At 41.7% G+C, this 19,794-nt stretch carries 16 protein-coding genes; 11 read left to right on the top strand and 5 right to left on the bottom strand.

All coding sequences use genetic code 11. The features are described from left to right. The first annotated feature begins 39 nt into the window (after positions 1-39). Positions 40-696: a 2OG-Fe(II) oxygenase gene (locus tag PAENI_RS19095; protein WP_371915751.1), complete on the top strand. Its 657-nt coding sequence runs from the start codon at positions 40-42 to the stop codon at positions 694-696. 82 nt (positions 697-778) lie between these two features. On the opposite strand, the gene PAENI_RS19090 is transcribed toward PAENI_RS19095, so the two are convergent. Both PAENI_RS19090 and PAENI_RS19085 read right to left on the bottom strand, forming a co-directional pair. Beyond that, positions 779-1,387: a zf-HC2 domain-containing protein gene (locus tag PAENI_RS19090; RefSeq protein ID WP_149646346.1), complete on the bottom strand. Its 609-nt coding sequence runs from the start codon at positions 1,385-1,387 to the stop codon at positions 779-781. Then, complete coding sequence (locus PAENI_RS19085) at positions 1,384-1,866, bottom strand: RNA polymerase sigma factor (protein WP_042184069.1); 483 nt, start codon at positions 1,864-1,866, stop codon at positions 1,384-1,386. The genes PAENI_RS19090 and PAENI_RS19085 overlap by 4 nt, the downstream gene beginning before the upstream one ends. 196 nt (positions 1,867-2,062) lie before the next feature. On the opposite strand from PAENI_RS19085, the gene PAENI_RS19080 reads away from it, so the two are divergent. Next, positions 2,063-2,404 (top strand): nitrous oxide-stimulated promoter family protein, encoded by a 342-nt coding sequence (locus PAENI_RS19080; RefSeq protein ID WP_076299956.1) that lies wholly within the window; start codon positions 2,063-2,065, stop codon positions 2,402-2,404. A gap of 52 nt (positions 2,405-2,456) precedes the next feature. Here PAENI_RS19080 and PAENI_RS19075 read toward each other — a convergent pair whose 3' ends face one another. Together PAENI_RS19075 and guaD are read right to left on the bottom strand one after the other, a co-directional pair. Further along, positions 2,457-3,809 (bottom strand): uracil-xanthine permease family protein, encoded by a 1,353-nt coding sequence (locus tag PAENI_RS19075; protein WP_042184073.1) that lies wholly within the window; start codon positions 3,807-3,809, stop codon positions 2,457-2,459. 38 nt (positions 3,810-3,847) lie between these two features. Then, a complete protein-coding gene (guaD, locus tag PAENI_RS19070) occupies positions 3,848-5,212 on the bottom strand; it encodes a guanine deaminase (RefSeq protein ID WP_149646345.1) in 1,365 nt (454 codons plus the stop codon). Positions 5,213-5,446: 234 nt separating this feature from the next. Here guaD and PAENI_RS19065 point away from each other — a divergent pair, with 234 nt between their 5' ends. The 7 genes from PAENI_RS19065 to PAENI_RS19035 all read left to right on the top strand — a co-directional run bounded on the left by PAENI_RS19065 (position 5,447) and on the right by PAENI_RS19035 (position 13,965). Then, positions 5,447-5,635 (top strand): hypothetical protein, encoded by a 189-nt coding sequence (locus PAENI_RS19065; RefSeq protein WP_042184077.1) that lies wholly within the window; start codon positions 5,447-5,449, stop codon positions 5,633-5,635. 238 nt (positions 5,636-5,873) lie between these two features. Then, positions 5,874-8,255, top strand: a complete 2,382-nt coding sequence (locus tag PAENI_RS19060; RefSeq protein ID WP_223178973.1) for a phosphoketolase family protein — start codon at positions 5,874-5,876, stop codon at positions 8,253-8,255. 494 nt (positions 8,256-8,749) lie between these two features. Continuing rightward, positions 8,750-9,196, top strand: coding sequence for a GNAT family N-acetyltransferase (locus tag PAENI_RS19055; RefSeq protein WP_076286680.1), 447 nt, complete (start codon positions 8,750-8,752; stop codon positions 9,194-9,196). Position 9,197: 1 nt separating this feature from the next. Further along, entirely contained in the window at positions 9,198-10,118 is a 921-nt protein-coding gene (gene rihC, locus PAENI_RS19050) for a ribonucleoside hydrolase RihC (RefSeq protein ID WP_076299953.1), read from the top strand. Between the two features lie 33 nt (positions 10,119-10,151). Further along, complete coding sequence (dcuC, locus tag PAENI_RS19045) at positions 10,152-11,567, top strand: C4-dicarboxylate transporter DcuC (protein WP_076286678.1); 1,416 nt, start codon at positions 10,152-10,154, stop codon at positions 11,565-11,567. A gap of 189 nt (positions 11,568-11,756) precedes the next feature. Beyond that, complete coding sequence (locus PAENI_RS19040) at positions 11,757-13,079, top strand: MFS transporter (protein ID WP_149646344.1); 1,323 nt, start codon at positions 11,757-11,759, stop codon at positions 13,077-13,079. Beyond that, positions 13,051-13,965 (top strand): polysaccharide deacetylase family protein, encoded by a 915-nt coding sequence (locus PAENI_RS19035; protein WP_149646343.1) that lies wholly within the window; start codon positions 13,051-13,053, stop codon positions 13,963-13,965. Before PAENI_RS19040 ends, PAENI_RS19035 begins: the two co-directional genes overlap by 29 nt. A gap of 36 nt (positions 13,966-14,001) precedes the next feature. Here the strand turns inward: PAENI_RS19035 and PAENI_RS19030 are convergent, their stop codons facing one another. Then, complete coding sequence (locus PAENI_RS19030) at positions 14,002-14,421, bottom strand: LSm family protein (protein WP_076286675.1); 420 nt, start codon at positions 14,419-14,421, stop codon at positions 14,002-14,004. A 292-nt stretch (positions 14,422-14,713) separates the two neighbouring features. On the opposite strand from PAENI_RS19030, the gene PAENI_RS19025 reads away from it, so the two are divergent. Continuing rightward, entirely contained in the window at positions 14,714-15,091 is a 378-nt protein-coding gene (locus PAENI_RS19025) for a hypothetical protein (RefSeq protein ID WP_149646342.1), read from the top strand. A gap of 263 nt (positions 15,092-15,354) precedes the next feature. Further along, entirely contained in the window at positions 15,355-19,686 is a 4,332-nt protein-coding gene (locus tag PAENI_RS19020) for a bifunctional 2',3'-cyclic-nucleotide 2'-phosphodiesterase/3'-nucleotidase (RefSeq protein WP_149646341.1), read from the top strand. The last annotated feature ends 108 nt before the right edge of the window (positions 19,687-19,794 follow it).

The raw sequence follows: 19,794 nt of genomic DNA, 5'->3' as shown, positions 1-19,794 counted from the left end.
TTGCGATGGATGTTATAACTTGGGAGCTGCATAAGGATGATAGGGAATACGACAGGGAATGCGACAGACAAAGAACGGACGATATTTGATCATGCTGGAAATACGATTAAGACAGAAGATCGAGAGATTCGAATTCTTGCCAAGTATGAGGAACCGCTGGTTGTCTTGCTAGGAAATGTGCTTAGCGATGAGGAGTGTAATGAGTTAATTGAATATTCTAGGCAACGATTGCAACGTTCAAGAATTGGTGAAGACCATGCGGTCAATCCGATTAGAACGAGCAGTGGTGTGTTCTGTGAGGAGAATGAGACGGTTACAAGAATCGAGAAACGATTCTCTCAAATTATGAATATTCCTATCGAGCATGGTGATGGCTTGCAAGTTCTGCTGTATATCCCTGGCCAAGAGTATCTACCCCATCATGATTTCTTCACACAAACGAGTCGAGCAAGTAGCAATAATCGAATTAGTACGCTCGTGATGTATTTGAATGATGTGGAGGAAGGTGGAGAAACAGCTTTCCCTATGCTTAATTTAACAGTGAGTCCTAACAAAGGTATGGCGGTCTACTTCGAATATTTTTACGATAATCATGAATTAAACGAGTCCACCTTGCATGCAGGTACGCCAGTGATCAAAGGCGAAAAGTGGGTTGCAACGATGTGGATGAGAAGACAAGTCCTTCGCTCATCATAGAGGTATGAACAGATACTAAGTTCCACATGGAGTATCAGTAAAGACACCTTAAAAGGTGTCTTTTTTCGTTTAACGGCAATGTCTACTCCACCAAAACGCCATTAATGAACGTCATAGTTTTATCTTTGAACTCAAGGATAAATTTGTTTGGAAAATCCAGATCGGTTTGAATCTCCGTCCCCAACATTACTTTTTTCCCTACATCATCAAAGGGATTGTGAATCAAGCCTCTAGGGGTATACCTAGTTTCGGAACCGATCACATTATTATTTTCATCGCGGATAAATTTAGTTTTTCCTGAGAACACCAAGTCCTTGCCGTTTTCCAAAGTCAGATGAACCTCCAAATGAGTCTTTGTCTTCTGATAATCGATGGTCAAATCTTTAGAGGACACAGGGAAGCCAATCACAAAAAGTCCAATAAGAGCTGCAGCCAGTATGATTACCGATAAAATGGAAAGGACGATTACCTTTATGTTTTTTGATTTCACCTTTTTAAAATAATTAAGATTGTTAACCTCTTCTTTATCAACAATAGGCACGTTTAGATTTGCTGTTGCGGTCATTTCATGATATGACTGAAGGCAGCTTTCGCAGGTTTGCAGATGTTTTTCAATCTCTTCGTTGCTATGTAAAGAGGTTAGCTTTTCGATATAGGAGGGCAATAAATCCTGAATGATCTCGCATTTCATGAAGATCTTCCTTTCATTAATTTTTGTTTTCCACGGTAAAAGGTAACTCTTGCCCAGGTTTCATCCCTTCCGAGAATTTCGCCAATTTCCCGAAAGCTGAATTCTCCGGTCAAACGCAGATACAATACTTCCTTGGTATTTGGATCAAGTAAATGAAGCTGTTTAAATAACTCCATTTTGTCTTGAGCTAAAATGAACTCAGTTTCTGTTGAATTTGCGTTAGAAAAAGGAGGGTCTTCTAATTCACAAGTCTTCCTTTTGTTCTGCTTGTCCAGTTCCTGATACCACACATGCTTAGCAATCTGACAAAGCCATACATATACTTTGCAGGTTCCATCGTATTTGTGTATGGACTTTATAGCTCTATAAAAGGTTTCTTGGGTGATTTCTTCTGCCAGTAAGTGATTATGACAAAAGCTAAATACGAATTTATATACTTGGGTTGAATATTCCCTGTATAATTCCTCGTTGTCCTGCATCCGTTCACCTCCTCACTTTATATATCCGTAAAAAGCTATAAACGTTACAGCCTTTCTAAAATAATTATGAGTATAACGAAATAACGCCTTGGGTGTGTAGTATGATAAAAATCCTTAAAAATGTAAAAAAAGAAGGACTGCTTTTCCTCTATAATTAGATGAGATCTTATTGTATAAGTTACAAGGGGGCTCATAAATGACAATAAAGGTGAACCGACAGTTAAATGAAGGTCCTAAAATTCAAAAAGAACAAGATATTGTCACGAAAATGATTCGTATATATTGTAAGAAAAAACATCACCATAAGGGGCTTTGCAACGAATGTCAGGATTTAAACGATTATGCTCTGAAGAGGTTAGCTTATTGTAAGTTCGGGGAAGTGAAAACGGCTTGTGCTAAATGCCCTATTCATTGTTATAAACCGGAGTATCGTCAAAGAATAAAAGGGGTTATGCGTTTTTCAGGTCCATGGATGTTACTATATCATCCCATTGAGTCAATTAGGCATATTCCATTACCCAATAAGCTGAGGAAATAAGTAAAAAACGGACATCATTTGATGCCCGTTTTAAGATCTAGCATTTTACGTTCTATTTTCCACTTGGCAATAATTTATTCAATAAGATCGCTGCTAATGAAGCCGCTAGGATAGGTGAGCCCAATAAATATTGCACGAATGAAGGTAAGGAATGCAAGTAGTCGCCAGGAATGAGTACCAAAGCTAACGTGATAATCATCGGTATTGCGATAATATACATTTCTTTCTCGCCAATCGTTACGTTCTTCATCACCTGCACACCATTAATTGCAATGATCCCGCAGACGATAGCGAAGACGCCGCCGATTACAGCGGATGGAATGGAAGAGATCAGAGCAGCTAATTTACCAGAACAACCGAAGAGGACAAACCATCCTCCTACAGCGAGGAAAACCCGGCGGGAGGCAACACCTGTGATGGAGATAATGCCCGCATTGGTAGAATAGCCTGTTACAGGTGTTGAACCGAGTGCAGAAGCAATAAGACAGCCAATCCCCTCACCGATAACCCCTTTATTAATATGTTCGTCTGTTAAAGGTTTATTGATTACGTTGCTGACAGCAAACCAGGTACCTGTTGTTTCAGCTAGCAGTACGAGATAAATAATAACCATGGTGATAATAGCCGAAAAGTTGAACGAGAATCCGAAATCTACAAAAGCGATACGCGGCATGCTAAACCAGTTCGCTTTGCTGATCGCTGAGAAATCTAACACACCCATCAAGTTAGCAGAGATACATCCAACTACTAATGCCATCATGACGGAAATAATTCGGAAGATCGATCCTTTATTACGGAACATAGAACCGAGAATCACGAATAAAAGGAGTGTACCTGCTGAAATAAGGGCTAACAAAACGTTCTGATTGATTGAAGCGCCTGAAGCTCCATAGATATTGTCTCTTATAGCAACAGGTAATAAAGAAAGACCAACTATGAATATGATCGTACCACCTACAATGGGTGGGATAAAGTTCTTAACGATTTTATTAAAGATCCCGACATAGCCCAAAATAATAACTAGAACCGCACCGATTAAGCTGGCACCTAACACGGAACTCCAACCCAGCTCCCCGCCGCCACTAGCGGCATAAATACTGACAATCGCACCAAGCGGAACATAAGATGGACCTTGCGCGATAGGAAGCTTCATACAGAAATAGGTCTGCACAATCGTTGCAAGTCCAGCAGCAATAAAGGTAGATTGAATCAACGCGCTTGACTGATTCGGTTGTAAGCCGATTAACATTGCAATCAGGAAAGGAACTACATAAACGTCCATTGCCAATACATGTTGAAAGCCTAGGATGATGGATTTACCGAAGGAAACTTTTTCATCGGGTAGAACGGTTAATAGTTGTGACTTCAATGGCGCTTGATCTTGTACGTTTGCTTGTGTTTCCACTCAGATGCCCACCTTATATTTTCTAGTTTTATCGATCCTTAACGTGAATGAACCTTTTCACCCTGTACCCAGACTTCACGGATATTCTCAGGTCGAGCTAAATACATCATCTTTTGAAACACGTCCTCTAAATCTTCATTCCCATCAAAAATAGGCAATCTAGCCGAAGGTAATTTCGTATCAATAATTTGAACATCCCATGTATAGCCTTCTAGTATCCGACCGATAGGTAAGCTTAAACTTTTACCACCGCCAGCAGTAGCAAGATAGAAAGCTTCATCAATCTTAATCCGTGATCCTAGTAATCCACGCTCTTGTGCAGGAAGGGAAGGATTAACGCCATCCTCTAGCATTCTTGAAGACATTACAGCTTGTCTTATGTTATCGAAGAGACTAGGTGAAAAACCTCCAGAAATATCAGACCCTAAACCAATCTCTACACCTTTGGAGTGGAAATGAGCGATAGGGATGACACTATTGGCAAAATAAGCGTTTGATATCGGACAATGCGCAATAGCCGTTCCTGTCTCCGCAAATAACTCTACATCGTCTTCTTCTAAAAAATTACAATGTGCCATTACAGATTTATCACGGAGTAGACCGAAATCATGCAAGGCAAAAGCATCGTTCTTCTGGAATCGTTCTTGTACATAACCATGTGCCCAATCACTTTCACTACAGTGCGATTGAATATGAGTATCATATTTAGCGGCTAAGTCTCCTAAACCTTGCAAAGCCTCATTTGTACAGCTTGGAATGAACCTAGGTGTCACTACTGGATAAACGCCTTGCTTAGTAGATTTGGCTAGTTCTTTTACCGCTAGTATAAATTCTTCTGTATCTTTAAGTGCGTTGTCGGTGTCAGTGTCGCGATAGTATTCTGGATTTCCTTGAGGGTCGTCCATGACCACTTTTCCAACGAGTCCGCGTTGCCCTTTATCCGCACATATTTGAGCTAATAGTAAACTGGCTTCTTTATGCACCGTTGCAAAATAAAGGGCTGTAGTAGTTCCGTTCGCGAGTAAAGTATCAACCACATCATCGTAGACCTTTTTAGCAAAATCCAAGTCCGAAAACTTAGACTCCAGTGGGAAGGTGTACGTATTTAACCAATCATAAAGTGGAATATCTAATGCAGTTCCAGATTGAGCCCACTGCGGGGCGTGAACATGCAAGTCGATAAAGCCAGGCAAAAAATACTGACCTTCAGCTAATCGATGGAAGTTGTCTTGGCCTTGATAAGTAGCTAGTAAAGTTTGATAGTCGGGTTCTTCTGGTGAAACGATCTTTTCTATCATTCCATCTGTATTAATGCAGTAGAGATGGTCTTTTAAAATTTGAATTTCCTTTGGTGATTTGCTTGAAAATGAAGTACCTAGGAATATTTGCATATATTCAGTCATGATTTCCGCCTTAATGTTCGTCTTTTGGTGTTCGTTTGTTATTATAATCCGTAAAAAATGATAAGTCTATACCTAAAGTCGAACGAATAAAGGGGTTGGGTGCTGAATTATGCTCTGATTAGATCATAATTGTTAGCTTTACGTAAAATGTATGCGGTTACTTACTTATGCTATAATACATATAGATAAATTAGGTTAAGCGCTTAAGAAAAATGGATTAGGAGTGTTACTGAAATGAGAAGATATAACTTTTGGCGTCCGATCATGCTAATTATTGTCGCGTTGCTTACGAGAAGCCTGGTGACTAACGTATGTATTTTGTTTGGTATGCAGACTGAAGTAGCGAGTAGTATAGGTACGCTGGGCATGGTCATAGCCGGTTTAGTGATGTATAATCGCATGAACATTCGCCGTCGAAAATAACGAACAGATTTCTAGAATCCTATTTATCCGGTTGAAATTATGCCCTAATTCCATTATAGATATCGGTGACTAAGAGTAAGACTGGGGAATTTTTCTCGGTCTTATTTTTTTTGTTTTGTACAAAATAGAGTTAAGCGATCAAGCATAACCTTATCGAAAAAAGTGTCTCTATATTTTTTTATGATATTTAAAATACGACAAAGTAAAAGCAAAAAAATAAAATTTTGGGAGTGGAAAAATGGTATTATCCATGGAATGTGATTATTCATCAAAAGTTTATTTAGAAAAACTCAATGCCTATTGGCGTGCTACGAACTATGTTTCCGTAGGTCAACTGTATTTAAAAGATAACCCGTTGTTAAAGGAGCCAATGAAGGATGCAGATTTAAAGATTAAGCCCATCGGACACTGGGGCACTATTCCTGGCCAAAACTTTATTTATGCCCATTTGAATCGTGTAATTACTAAATATGATTTGAACATGTTCTACATTGAAGGTCCTGGTCACGGTGGTCAGGTTATGGTTTCAAATTCCTATCTGGATGGTAGTTACACGGAAATTTATCCTGAAATTACGCAAGATATCACAGGTATGAAGAAATTGTTCAAACAATTCTCATTCCCAGGTGGGATTGCTTCACATGCCGCTCCTGAAACACCTGGTTCTATTCATGAGGGCGGTGAATTAGGTTATTCTCTTTCTCATGGTGTCGGTGCCATACTGGATAATCCCGATTTGATATCGGCTGTTGTGATTGGCGATGGCGAGGCTGAAACTGGACCACTAGCTACTTCATGGTTCTCCAACAGATTCATCAACCCAGTTACCGATGGTGCGGTCCTGCCGATCTTGCACTTGAATGGATTCAAAATCAGTAACCCAACAATCTTATCTCGTCAATCGAAAGAAGAAATTACCGCCTACTTTAAAGGTATGGGGTGGCAACCATTCTTTATTGAAGGTGAAGATCCTGATCTAATGCATCCAGAAATGGCCAAGGTGCTCGATACTATCGTCGAAAGAATTGAAGAGATTCAAAAAAATGCGCGTGAGAACAATAATCTTACTCGTCCGGTCTGGCCAATGCTGGTCTTCCGCTCTCCTAAGGGTTGGACAGGTCCAGAGCAATGGGAAGGTGTGCCCATTAAAAATTCGTTCCGTGCCCATCAGGTGCCAATTCCGGTTGACCAAAAAAATATGAAATACGCGCCAGCGTTGCTGGAGTGGCTGAACAGCTATAGACCGGAAGAGTTATTCGACGACAATGGCCGTTTGAAAGCTGAAATTGCAGAGATCCTGCCTTCAGGAGACAGCCGTATGGCTATGAATCCTGTAACTAACGCCGGCAACCTGATTAAAGACCTGCATTTGCCAGATTACCGCAACTTTACGCTTGACAATTCCGTACCAGGTCAAGTTATTGCACAAGATATGTCCGTTCTGGGTAAATACCTGAAGGAAGTTATTTCTCTTAACGAAGGAAATCGCAATTTCAGAATTTTCGGACCGGATGAAACGATGTCTAATCGTCTGGGACCTATCTTTGAAGTAACCAAACGGCAATGGCTGGATCAAATTAAGGAACCAAATGATGAATTTCTCTCATCTTATGGACGTGTTATCGATTCTCAATTGTCCGAGCATCAGGCAGAGGGTTTTCTTGAAGGGTATGTGTTGACTGGCCGTCATGGTTTCTTTGCAAGTTATGAAGCTTTCTTGCGAGTAGTCGATTCTATGATTACTCAACATTTCAAATGGCTGCGTAAGGCAAAGGATCAAAGCTGGCGTGCAGATATCCCATCCTTAAATGTGGTGGCAACTTCAACCGTATTCCAACAAGACCACAATGGTTACACTCACCAAGATCCAGGGATATTAGGTCACTTAGCTGACAAGAAGTCTGAATTTATCCGTGAGTATTTACCTGCGGATGCGAACTCCTTGCTGGCTGTCTTTGATACTGTCTTAAACGACCGTCAAAAAATAAACCTAATCGTTACGTCCAAACAACCGCGACTACAGTGGTTTAGTGCTGACGAAGCACAAGAATTGGTTGGAAAAGGCCTGAAGATTATTGATTGGGCAAGCACCGATCAAGGTGGAGAGCCGGATGTTGTCATTGCTTCTGCAGGTACAGAACCAACAATTGAAAGCTTGGCAGCAATCTCCATACTGCACGAGAAACTGCCTAAACTTAAGATTCGATATATCAACGTGGTGGACTTATTAAAACTGAGAAGTCGAAAACAGGATCCTCGTGGCTTATCTGACGAAGAGTTTGATCAGTTTTTTACAAAAGACAAACCTGTTATCTTCGCTTTCCACGGTTATGAAGGTCTGATTAGAGACTTTTTCTTTGAGCGTCATAACCATAACCTGCATGTACATGGATACCGTGAGAATGGGGACATTACAACTCCATTCGATATGCGTGTATTGAATCAGATGGATCGCTTTGACCTGACGAAGGAGACTATTCTCAGCTTGCCTGATGCGGATGAACATAAGACCATCTTGGATGAAATGGATGCGATCCTTAAGAAACATCATCAATACATTCGTGAAGAGGGAAATGATTTACCAGAAATAGAGAACTGGGTGTGGAAGCCACTGAAATAAAAACATGGTGTAACGGGTGTAGTGAAGTAAAAGACATCTTAGGGTGTCTTTTACTTTTTATGATAATTTTTACCTTTGACAGAATGAATGCGATTTCATATGATATATGTAACCGGTTACCTAGATTTCGACAATCATAAAATCACATATACTTGTCGCATCTTAAAGAGGAATCATATTTTTTTTAAGAATGTGGAACCGGTTCCACATACCTCAACAGGAGTCTCATCCGTCATTATTTCTCCAAACGAGCAAGAAGCAGAAATGCTTATGAAGTCCCCTGGTTTTCGCGAAGAGTACAAAGAAAAGCTAATTGTCACAAACGGAAAAAATGGAATTATTATTACAAAAATGGAGAAAATATTTTCATCAAAGCGCCAGAGGTTCAAACAGTAGATACCATGGGTGCAGGGTCGGTGTTCAAGGAGGGATGCCTTTATTAAAAGAGCTGAAACAATTCATGGGCTGAGGGTATACTAGGAGGCGATTCTTGAATGCTAAGAAAAGAACCAAACGCATTAACACCACAGATGTATGCTGAGCTTCGCCGAAAAGTAGATTTTCAAGAATATTCATTAGAAGATGTCGCACAGGCCTTAGAAAAGACGCTATTTTCAGTTGTTATATTCGATGATCATAAACCAATTGGTATTGGTCGAATTGTCGGTGACGATAGAATTGTGTTCTTCATTAAGGATGTAGTAGTTGATCCTGAATACCAGAAGCAATCAATTGGTTATACTATCATGCATTCCTTAATGAATTACATTCAGGAAAAAGCGTGCGAGAACGCATATATAGGTTTAATGGCTACGCCGAATACAGAGAAATTCTACGAGAAATTCGGATTTATTCAACGTCCTAATCAGGATTTTGGCCACGGAATGGTTAAATTTGTAGATAAATCATATAAAATTGATAACCCGATGGAGGATAAATAATATGTTAAAAAGACCGATTATTATTGATACAGATCCTGGGATTGATGACGCAGTAGCTATAGCTATTGCTTTGTATAGTGAAGAACTTGATGTCAAGCTAATCACAACTGTAGCAGGGAATGTGGGTGTAGACAAAGTAACAAACAATGCATTAAAGCTGCTGAAATATTTTAAAAAGGAAGTTCCCGTTGCCATGGGTGCGGCTGCCCCGCTGATTAGAACACCTCAAGATGCGAGTAATGTGCATGGTGTTAGCGGAATGGAAGGTTTTGATTTTGAAGAACCTACAAATGATCTTTTGCTTGAAGAGAATGCAGTTAATGCCATGTATAAGGTGATTAAAGAAAGTACTACCCCGATTACGCTTGTTCCGATTGGACCGCTTACGAATATTGCATTATTGTTGAAAATTTATCCCGAGGTAAAAAATAACATTCAAGATATCGTTCTAATGGGGGGATCAGCCTCCAGAGGAAATATGGGGGTAATGTCTGAATTTAATATTCATGTGGATCCGGAAGCTGCAAAAATTGTGTTTGATAGTGGACTTCCGATTGTTATGGCTGGTTTAGACGTTGGATGGAAAGCGCTTGTATTACCAGAAGACTCTGCCCAATTAGAAAACATGAACGATGTTGGGAAAATGATTCACAGCCTCTTTCAGCGGTACCGTGGCGGCAGCATGAAGACCGGATTAAAAATGTATGATAGCTGTGCCATTGCCTATTTGTTAAAACCAGAAATGTTTGAAACGGTTGAGACTCACGTGGATATCGAACTGAACGGCAGTATGACAGCAGGAACTACAATCGTTGATTTGAAAGGATATTTAGGTAGACCTAATAATGCCAAAGTGTGTCTTGATATCGATCAGCAATTATTTCGAGAATGGCTATTAGATAGCTTGAGAAAGTGCAACTAACGAACTAACACCAACTAAATGGGGGACAGCGCGATGGACATAATCATGTACGGCTCTGCGATTCTGGCGATTGTTATTATTGTATATATGTTAATAAAGCAGATGGATATTAAGATTACACTATTCTTCATTGGTATTGTTCTAATGTTCATTGGAATACTAATGGGTAATGGAATAAGTGCTAAAGGGTTTGAATCTTCGGGTGCTGTATGGTTAGATCCATTGGTAGCCATAGCGGACCAGTTTAAATCGTCACTCACATCTGCTGGTTTTATCATTCTTATTCTTGGTGGATATACAGCATACATGTCCTATATTAATGCGAATGATGTGACCGTCAATGTATTAACGAAACCACTAGGTAAAATTAAATCGGTATATATTCTTGTGCCAGTAGTCTTTTTGCTAGGAAATTTGTTGTCTCTTGTAATACCTAGTGCCTCAAACCTGGCTATAATCTTACTTGCAACATTATTCCCTGTGTTGAAAAAAGCTGGAATGTCAACGTTATCCGCAGCTGCGATTATTGCTACATCTGCGACCATCGTACCAACGCCAATGGGCGGGGATAACGTGGCAATTGCAACTGAATTAGCACAATATGCTGAGTATGCAGGTTTGACCGTAACAGATTATGTATTCCGTTACCACGCGTTAGTCTCCATCCCTACATTATTAGTAATGGCTGTTGTACATTATTTCTGGCAAAAACGTATGGATAAAAAGATGGGCGTCGACACAGAACACGCAGAAGTTGAACTAAAGGATGTTAAGCTAGTGGAAGGTGGAAAGCTGTTTACAACGGTTTACGCTTTGTTGCCAGTGCTTCCTATCCTGTTCTTGATCGTAGTATTTATACTTCAATCTGCATCTAGTATGACTATTAATATAAGCGTTGAGGTAGTTGCCTTATTATCTTTCGCTATTGCGATTGTTTGTGAATTAATCCGTAAAAGGAATGCAAAGCAAGTGTTAGATGGTACAGAGCATTTCTTTAAAGGCATGGGCAGCGCGGTTCCAATTGTTGTTCTGCTGGTTGCGGCTTCTGTATTCGTTACTGGATTGAAATCAATTGGACTTATTGAATCCTTGGAAACAGCGATGACTGGTATTCACGGTTCCAGCCTTGGATTTATTCTTCCACTCATTCTCGTTGCCTTGACTGCTCTAATCGTTATTTTGAGCGGTAGCGGTACGGCGCTCTTCTATTCGATGATTCCTTTATTGGTTCCTCTTGCTAACGCTGCGGGTATTAACCCGATTGCAGTTACAGTGCCAATGGGTCTTGCAGGTAACCTGTTTAGAGCAGTTTCTCCAGTCGCGGCCGTTGTTCTTATTGTTGCTGGCTCCGTTAAGAAGAATCCGATTGAGATTGTAAAACGCACATCTGTGCCAATGCTTGTGGGTGTAGTCTTTATGTTCATCCTGTCCATGATCGTATTTTTATAACTAGGATATCCAGCGTAGCATAGCTGCTGTTCTGGCTCCATTAAGTATTCAGAAGGGGATGTACCATAGCCAATGTTCATGGCTATTAGGACATCCCCTTTCGCTATTTCTTAGACCTTTTATCCCTATACTTCCAGAAATTGTGGTAATATATTACAATTAGATCATTACCATATGGGAGGTATGTGAGTGAAGCATAAATGGATGAACTCGCCGTACACCTTTGCTTTAGGGATGTTTGCGATGATGGTTCCCAGTCAGGCTTTTAGTTCTTTTTACTTTTATTTTTATGTGGAGAAATTGGGCTTGGGCATTGGACTTGCTACACTGGCCAGAACAATCTTTCTGATCTGGGATGCGGTGAATAATCCGCTGTTTGGATACTGGTCAGACCGCACAAATACCCGCTATGGTCGGCGTAGACCCTGGGTGTTCGGCTCGATTCCGTTATTTATGCTGGCGTTTGTGCTGGTGTTCTCTCCACCCGGCGGATTATCTGAGAATGGACTCTTCACTTGGTTTCTAGTGACGCTTATTTTTTATGAGGCTGTGGCTACGGTCTTGTGGGTGAACTATGGCGCACTGCTTCCGGAGCTCTTCCGTGGAGATCGTATTCGGGCGAAAGCCTCTGCGATTCAGCAAGGGTATCAAGTGGTTGCTCTGTTAATTGGTACGGCTTTAACGCCCATCCTATTTGCAGCGATTAACTTCTCTAATATGGCTATTGTGTATGCCTGTGTCTTCGGCGTGTTTATGTTTTTATGTATGATGAATGTCCAAGAGAAGAAAGAGACTACTAAGACCGAACCTTTAAAGCTCATTCCGGCTTTTCGGGAGACGATTCGGAATAAGAAGTTCTGGGTGTTTAATATTTCGAACTCTTTTGCCCAAACGGTTAACGGACTTGTAAGCTCGATGATTCCTTTTTATGCAAAATATGTACTACATATCTCAGAAGCACAGGTGTCTATCATGCTCGCAGCTGTCTTTGTCTCGGTCATTCCGCTAGTGTTTGTGTGGTACTGGATCATTCGTAAGATGGATGGGGTCAAGGCATGGCGGCTATCGCTTATCCTATATGCTTTATCTGTCATTCCGCTATGGTTCGGTTATGATCTCGTAAGTGGTGTGGCCGCTGGCATTGTTGTCGGTTTCGGATTAGCAGGATTTCTAGTAACCCCAGCGATCGTAGGTGGCAAAATTATCGATGAGGATGCAGAGAAGACCGGTCTGAGAAGAGAAGGTATCTATACTGCGGTAAGCGGATTCATCACTCGTTCAAGCGGATTAATCTCGGCGTTGGCCTTTTTTATAGTAGGAATGATCTTTGGTTATAAGGGTGGCGATGACCCAGGGTCTGATCCAGAAGCAACGTTCCGGTATTTAATAAGTGTAGTGCCGTTATGTCTACTAGCCATATCTGTTATCATATCTTTTACTATTAAATTTACATTTACGGGGCAATTGAGAGGTGATGCTGACTATGAGCAAAAGATTAATCATCAATTGTGATGATTTTGGGCAAAGCCCTGCCATGAATCAGGCAATTATGCATCTATTAGAAGAGGGAAAAGTATCTTCAGCGACGATAATGGCGGTGGCCCCTGGATTCGAGGAGGCAGCTAGATGGTGTAGCCGTAGGCAACAACGAAATGTGGGCCTTCATTTGACGATGACTAGTGAGTTTGAGGCTTTACGCTGGAGCAGTCTGACGGGGGACTCTTCACTACATGACGATGGCCGGCATCAATATAAGACGGTAAAAGAGTTTGAGCAGGGGGCACAGACAAAAGCTGTGCTGAAGGAGATTGTTGCGCAGTATGAGAGAGTGAAACAATCCGGAATAGTGATTAGTCATGTAGACAACCATATGGGAAGTTTATATGGCATGGAAACGGGACGCAGCTTGCTCCCGCAGACGTTGTGGAGAATTTCGCGCTGGGGATTGCCATCACGATTCTTTCGATACATCCATCCAGAGGATCCTCTTCTGGGATCGCTGAAAAATATTGAACGTCCTGTTGCACTTGGATCCGGGCTGGCCGATACACTTGGAGTCCCGATTCCTGATTACTTGTTGTCGCATCCTTTTGGTGTGGAAGAGGGTGAGACGTACGATCGTTTCAAACAATCCATTATCGCCAAGATGTATTCGCTACCTGATGGTGTTAGTGAAACCTATATTCATCCCGGAATCGACGATCCGTGGATGCTTGCAAATATACCACATTGGGAGAAGCGAGTCTGGGAATACCGTCTACCCTTTGATGATGATTTTACCTATGCGATTCGTGATGCTAGTGTTGAATTAACGGACTATCGCTATGTACAGGAGCATTTAAAGCGCCCACGGGTAAAATCTGCGGGGAGACTTTTGAAGAAACTGATAAGTTCATGAGAGAAAATAAAAGACACCTTGAGGGGTGTCTTTTGACTATCCCATTAAACCCTTTAGTCCATTCAAGAATGGGGAAATAGACTTAATCATATTGTAGCCCATTTTCACAACCGGCATTGTTCTTTGGATCATCCCTACGAAGCCCATAATTCTACCGAATCCTGAAGCGCCTGAACTTGCAGCCTCGGTAGCGCCAGCAGCCCCTCCTCCCATTCCGAAAAGTGAGCCGAATAATGGCATGAGTCCTGATACGTTCGCTTTCCGGGAGCGGGAAGAAGAGTGTTTTTTTGATTTTTTGTTTTTATTTTTATTTTTACGTGGTTTGGAGAGGGTCAATCCATCCTTATCGAGGCCAGTTATCCATCCTACATACGTACGTCCATCATGAAGCGTAACGCATACAGGTCTACCCTTGAGCTGTTCAGCTCGCTTGCGAATTTTTGCTCTGTTTGACATTTGTGGATCACCTCATTGGTCTATTTAATTCTATATTACTCAGATATTCCGGTGTTGCTTGTGCGGGTTCATCATTAATATGAAAAGAAAGTCCAAAAAATGGATGATAAAGCGGTATACATAAATATCCATCTCAAAGGTCTTTTCTTATAGTCAAAGCACCAGATGCTGATAGATCGAATGAATGAACTGAGCTACAGCCCCAAGTATCTCTCGTGAAAGTCCATTGCATTTATAAAGGTGTTCTTCCGCTTATAAGATTCGAATACCCATTAGTGAAGGAGGTGGAAGGATGTTATCTGCATGGATTGGGAGTATTACTTTTGCGGGAGCGGCGATTCTTTACATATTACTGTCTTTAGGATTACCTTATGGTGAATTTGCAATGGGGGGCAATCATAGAATCATGCCCTCACAGATGAGGATTGCGTGTGCGATCTCAGTTGTTATACAACTGATTGCAATCTTTTACTTGTTGCAGGCAGGCAACGTGATTTCTATTGGATTACCTTTTGATAGAGGCGTATGTTACTTTTTTACAGTCTATCTAATTCTCAATACCGTAATGAATATATTATCGAAGAGTAAAAAAGAAAGACTTGTGATGACACCTTTGTCTTTAATCACGGCAATTTGCTTTGGGTTTACTGCCATCATGAGTGGGTCTTGAGAGATTTATTATCAGATAAAGATTCGACGTGTTTTGATCTTATGTATGCGCTTTCTTAGGACGCATCTGTATAAGGTGTGTTTTTTTGTATGTCTAGAGACTCTTGATCTAATAAAATAACAATGTGACCTAGGTCTTTCTTCACACGTTAATATATTTGACACGAATTTATATTAATTTTACAATCCTATACTTTTTCGTCATGTTTGTGTGATATAATATCACCGAAATTATGTAAAAAATACTAGGGGGAATAAATCTTTATGGGATGGAAGACACGATGGAACAAGCCTCTCGCTTCTGTACTAGCAACTGCAGTGCTTTCAGCACAGGTACTAGGTGGAGTCGTTTTGGGTACGGTTTGGAGTCCGGACAAAGTAGCTGCTGCTCCTGCTACACCTGCTTCTGGAGCCAAGGTTGAGCTCCGTTTGATGAGCACAACGGATGTGCACACTAATGTGTATGGTTGGGATTATTTTAAGGGTGCACCATCTGTAACCGTCGGTCTTGACCGCACAGCAAGTCTGGTGAAACAAGCGAGAGCCGAAAAACCCAACAACCTCCTGCTTGACAATGGGGACTTGATTCAAGGAACCCCGCTGGGTACGTACGTGGCGAAGAAATCAGAACTGAAAGATCCGAATGAGATTCATCCGATGATTGCGGCTATGAATGTTATGAAATATGATGCTGCGACTTTTGGCAATCATGAATTCAATTATGGTTTGCAATTTTTAGATCGTACTATAAATGGTAGCGATGGCAAGAAGAAGTCAACTACCGGTGCAAATTTTGATTATGTGAATGCGAACATATATAAAATGGATGGCACGAATGCCTTTGATCCTTTTGTTATCATACCTAAAACAATAAAAGACAGTAATGGTACAGAACAAACGATTCAAGTTGGACTGATCGGCCTGGTTACTCCACAGATCATGGAATGGGATAAGGTTAATCTGGAGAACGAAGTCACCGTTAAAGATATTGCCGCAACGGCTGCGGAGTTTATTCCAGAAATGAAAGCTGAAGGAGCAGATGTCATTGTCGCTATGGCTCATACTGGCTTTGATATTAATGCTGTTATAGGTGATGGTTCTGAGAATGACATTAACGCCTTGAGTAAGGTTCCGGGTATCGATGCGATCACATTCTCACATACCCATAAGGTATTCCCAACGGGAAATGACAGCACACTGGATGCTTTGTTCAAAGATCCGGACACTAAAAAGCCTTACGATAACGATAAGGCTGTGATCGATAATGTGAATGGTCACATTAATGGTACGCCTGCTGTACAAGCTGGCTACGGCGGTGCTTATTTAGGTCTAATTGATCTGGATATTGTATACGGTGATAAAGGCTGGGAAGTAGATAAGAAAAGCTCAAAAGCTTCAACTCGTTCTATCTATAAGACAGAGAATAAAGTGAATTATCCAACGGTCGAACCTGATCCAGCTGTAGATGATGCTGCTGCGGCAGCGCATAACGCTACTATTGTTTATACTGAACAGAAGCTGGGTGTGACAACGGCTCCAATGAACAGTTATTTTGCAATGGTTCAGGATGATCCTACGGTTCAGCTCGTAACGTATGCACAGAAGTGGTATGTTCAGAAGTATATTGATGTCAATGTTCCTCAATATAAGGACCTACCGATTCTGAGTGTCGGCGCTCCATTTAAAGCAGGACGTAACGGCCCAGAAGAATACACTAGTATTGATGAAGGCAACTTGACTATCCGTAGCGCAAGCGACCTCTATCTATACGATAACACGCTCAAAGCGATCAAGGTTAAGGGTTCTGTTGTTAAAGAGTGGTTGGAAATGAGCGCGGGTGCATTTAACCGCATCAAACTTGGAATCTCGACTCCGCAGTCTCTGTTGAATCCGGAATTCCAAGTCTTTAATTTTGATGTGATTGATGGGGTCCAATATAAAATTGATGTAACGAAAAACGCGAAGTACAATCCGGATGGCTCCATTAATGATGCTTCATCGAGTCGTGTGACGGAAGTGACTTACAATGATCAGCCTTTAGATCTTGATCAGGATTTCATTGTTGTCACTAACAATTACCGTGCAAGCGGTGGTGGTAACTTCCCGGGCGTTAAAGGCTCAGAGTTGGTAGTGGACTCTCAAGATGAGAATCGTCAGGTCTTGATGGACTATATCAGTGAAGCTGGAACGATTGATCCTACTGCTGATGGCAACTGGTCATTGGCACCTATTAAGGGTAGTGTGAAAGTAACGTTCACTACAACGCCTAAAGCAGCAAGTGTACTTCCGGCGAACATATACGATATGGGTCAGCAAAATGATAAAGGCTTCGGAATTTTCGAACTGGATCTAAGTGTGAAAACTCCTGCGCCAACTGCAGATGTTGAAGTTCACCTTATTGGAATCAATGACTTCCATGGTCAACTAGACACAGTTTCTACAGTGAGCAATAAGTCTGTAGGCACAGCAGCTTACCTCGCGACTTACTTGAAACAGGCTCGTGCAAAGTACGAGAACTCCTTGCTCTTCCATAACGGTGACTCCGTAGGAGCATCGGCACCTGTATCCTCGCTTGAGCGCGATGAGCCGACTCATGCTTGGATGAATATGATGAAATTTGATGTAGGTTCCTTGGGTAACCATGAGTTCGACCAAGGTGTTGATGCGCTAATGACACAGCTTTATGGTGGTGCTGATCCAAAGAACAAAAAAATTATCCATGCTGGATCTGATTTTGATTATGTGAATGCCAATGCAGTGTATGCCAAAAACGGCGAACCCATTATCAATCCTTATGTAATCAAAGAAGTCGGTGGTGTGAAGATCGGGTTTATAGGTCTTGTAACCAAATCTACACCAAGTAAAGTTGCACCTTCCGGTACAGTTGGGGTACAGTTCCTCTCGGCTGATAAAGAAGTAGCGGCTGTTGAGAGATATGCCAAAGAGCTGCAAGAGAAGGGCGTAGAAACAATCATCGTGCTTGCACATGATCCAGCCTCTACTAAAGATGGAGTAACTACAGGCGAAGCGGCTGATCTGGCCAATGCGCTCCCTGCGAACTCCCCTGTTGACGTTATCGTTGCTGGTGATAACCATGCACTGGCAAACGGAACGGTAAACGGCAAGTTGATTGTACAGGCGTACTCTTACGGTACAGCATTTGAAGATATCAAATTGGTCATTGACCATAAAACAGGAGATGTGAAGAGTAAGTCTGCTGTGGTAACTTCCACCTTCCATGACGGTGTAACACCAGATCCGGAAAGTGTGGCACTGGTAAATGCTTACCTTGAGAAGCATCCTGAGCTTACCCAACCAGTGGGTACAACTGATGGAACCGTAACTCGTACGGATGCTTATACCAAAGAAGCTGCCCTCGGTAACCTAATTGCTGATTCTATGCGTACTGCTGATTTTGGTGATGGCGCAAAGGCTGCTGATTTTGCCTTTATGAATCCGGGTGGTATCCGTGCGGATCTTCCGAAGGGTGATGTAACCTTTGGCGATTTGGCTAAAGTTCAGCCGTTCGGCAACACACTTGTGAAGCTGACACTAACTGGAGATCAGATCAAAACGTTGCTTCAGCAGCAATGGGGCGTGAAAGCTGACAAATCACCAGATATCAAAACATTGCAAATTTCTGGACTGAAATATACAGCGAATATGTATCTTCCAGTAGAGGATCGCGTAGCCAATCTTACGCTGACTAACGGAACACCAATTAATCCTAAGCAGGAATATACGGCAGTCGTGAATAACTTTATGGCTGCTGGTGGGGATAACTACAAGGTTCTGACTGAAGGTAAGAATTCATTGGCTGGTCCGATTGATTTGGATGTATTCTACGATTACATTGTGAAGACGTTTGATCGCAAAGAGATCAAGGCAGCCATTGAAGGTCGTATTACGAACAAAGAGAAGGCTGATACGGGATCGGGCAGTGGCGATGGTGGTTCTAATGTTGTAACTCCAACACCTACTCCAACCGTGAAACCAACAGCAACACCAGCACCAACAGCAACACCAGCACCAACTACTGCCCCAGCAGCAAGCTTCAAAGATCTGGGTAAGGTAGTCTGGGCGCAAGAAGCTATTCAAGCATTGGCTGCTAAGGGCATTATAAAAGGATTGGATGCAAATACTTTTGCACCAACCAAAACAGTGACTAGAGCAGAATTTATTACAATGCTGGTACGCGCACTGAATCTGACGGGTTCGGCAACAACCAGTTCATTCAGCGATGTTAAGCAAGGAGTTTGGTACACGGATTCTATCGCCCTTGCGGTGAAGGCCGGACTTGTACAAGGCTCTGGAAATGGTAAATTTGAACCGGGTCGTGAAGTGACTCGTGAAGAAATGGCTATTATGATTGCTAATGCATTGAAAGATAAGCTACAGCCGATTGATAAGAATGCAGCGCTGGGCAAGTTTGCAGACAAGTCCAGTATTGCTCCTTACGCACAGGACGCTATAGCACAACTGACCCAATTGGGAATTGTTAATGGTGTTGAGGGTGGCAAATTTGCACCTAAGGGCATAGCTAATCGCGCTCAAGCGGCAGTCATTATCTACCGTATGCTTGAACAAGCTTCATAATCCGATAGTTCTTCTAAAAAGTGTATCGATGATCCCTAATAGGGACTCGGTACACTTTTTCTTTTTGCATTAGGTATTGCCCTTTGCGCTAATATATGATAATTTAGT

The organism is Paenibacillus sp. B2(2019), assembly GCF_008370385.1.
Classification (GTDB): Bacteria; Bacillota; Bacilli; order Paenibacillales; family Paenibacillaceae; genus Paenibacillus_AQ.
The sequence above is the reverse complement of the archived record's forward strand: the minus strand, read 5'-3'. Positions and strand labels throughout refer to the sequence as shown.

What these genes read in the sequence shown, in the direction of transcription:
- PAENI_RS19090 (WP_149646346.1), bottom strand. Translation starts at nt 1,387, where the DNA reads ATGAAATGCGAGATCATTCAGGATTTATTGCCCTCCTATATCGAAAAG.
- PAENI_RS19085 (WP_042184069.1), bottom strand. Translation starts at nt 1,866, where the DNA reads ATGCAGGACAACGAGGAATTATACAGGGAATATTCAACCCAAGTATAT.
- PAENI_RS19080 (WP_076299956.1), top strand. Translation starts at nt 2,063, where the DNA reads ATGACAATAAAGGTGAACCGACAGTTAAATGAAGGTCCTAAAATTCAA.
- guaD (WP_149646345.1), bottom strand. Translation starts at nt 5,212, where the DNA reads ATGACTGAATATATGCAAATATTCCTAGGTACTTCATTTTCAAGCAAA.
- PAENI_RS19065 (WP_042184077.1), top strand. Translation starts at nt 5,447, where the DNA reads ATGAGAAGATATAACTTTTGGCGTCCGATCATGCTAATTATTGTCGCG.
- PAENI_RS19060 (WP_223178973.1), top strand. Translation starts at nt 5,874, where the DNA reads ATGGTATTATCCATGGAATGTGATTATTCATCAAAAGTTTATTTAGAA.
- PAENI_RS19055 (WP_076286680.1), top strand. Translation starts at nt 8,750, where the DNA reads ATGCTAAGAAAAGAACCAAACGCATTAACACCACAGATGTATGCTGAG.
- rihC (WP_076299953.1), top strand. Translation starts at nt 9,198, where the DNA reads ATGTTAAAAAGACCGATTATTATTGATACAGATCCTGGGATTGATGAC.
- dcuC (WP_076286678.1), top strand. Translation starts at nt 10,152, where the DNA reads ATGGACATAATCATGTACGGCTCTGCGATTCTGGCGATTGTTATTATT.
- PAENI_RS19035 (WP_149646343.1), top strand. Translation starts at nt 13,051, where the DNA reads ATGAGCAAAAGATTAATCATCAATTGTGATGATTTTGGGCAAAGCCCT.
- PAENI_RS19030 (WP_076286675.1), bottom strand. Translation starts at nt 14,421, where the DNA reads ATGTCAAACAGAGCAAAAATTCGCAAGCGAGCTGAACAGCTCAAGGGT.
- PAENI_RS19025 (WP_149646342.1), top strand. Translation starts at nt 14,714, where the DNA reads ATGTTATCTGCATGGATTGGGAGTATTACTTTTGCGGGAGCGGCGATT.
- PAENI_RS19020 (WP_149646341.1), top strand. Translation starts at nt 15,355, where the DNA reads ATGGGATGGAAGACACGATGGAACAAGCCTCTCGCTTCTGTACTAGCA.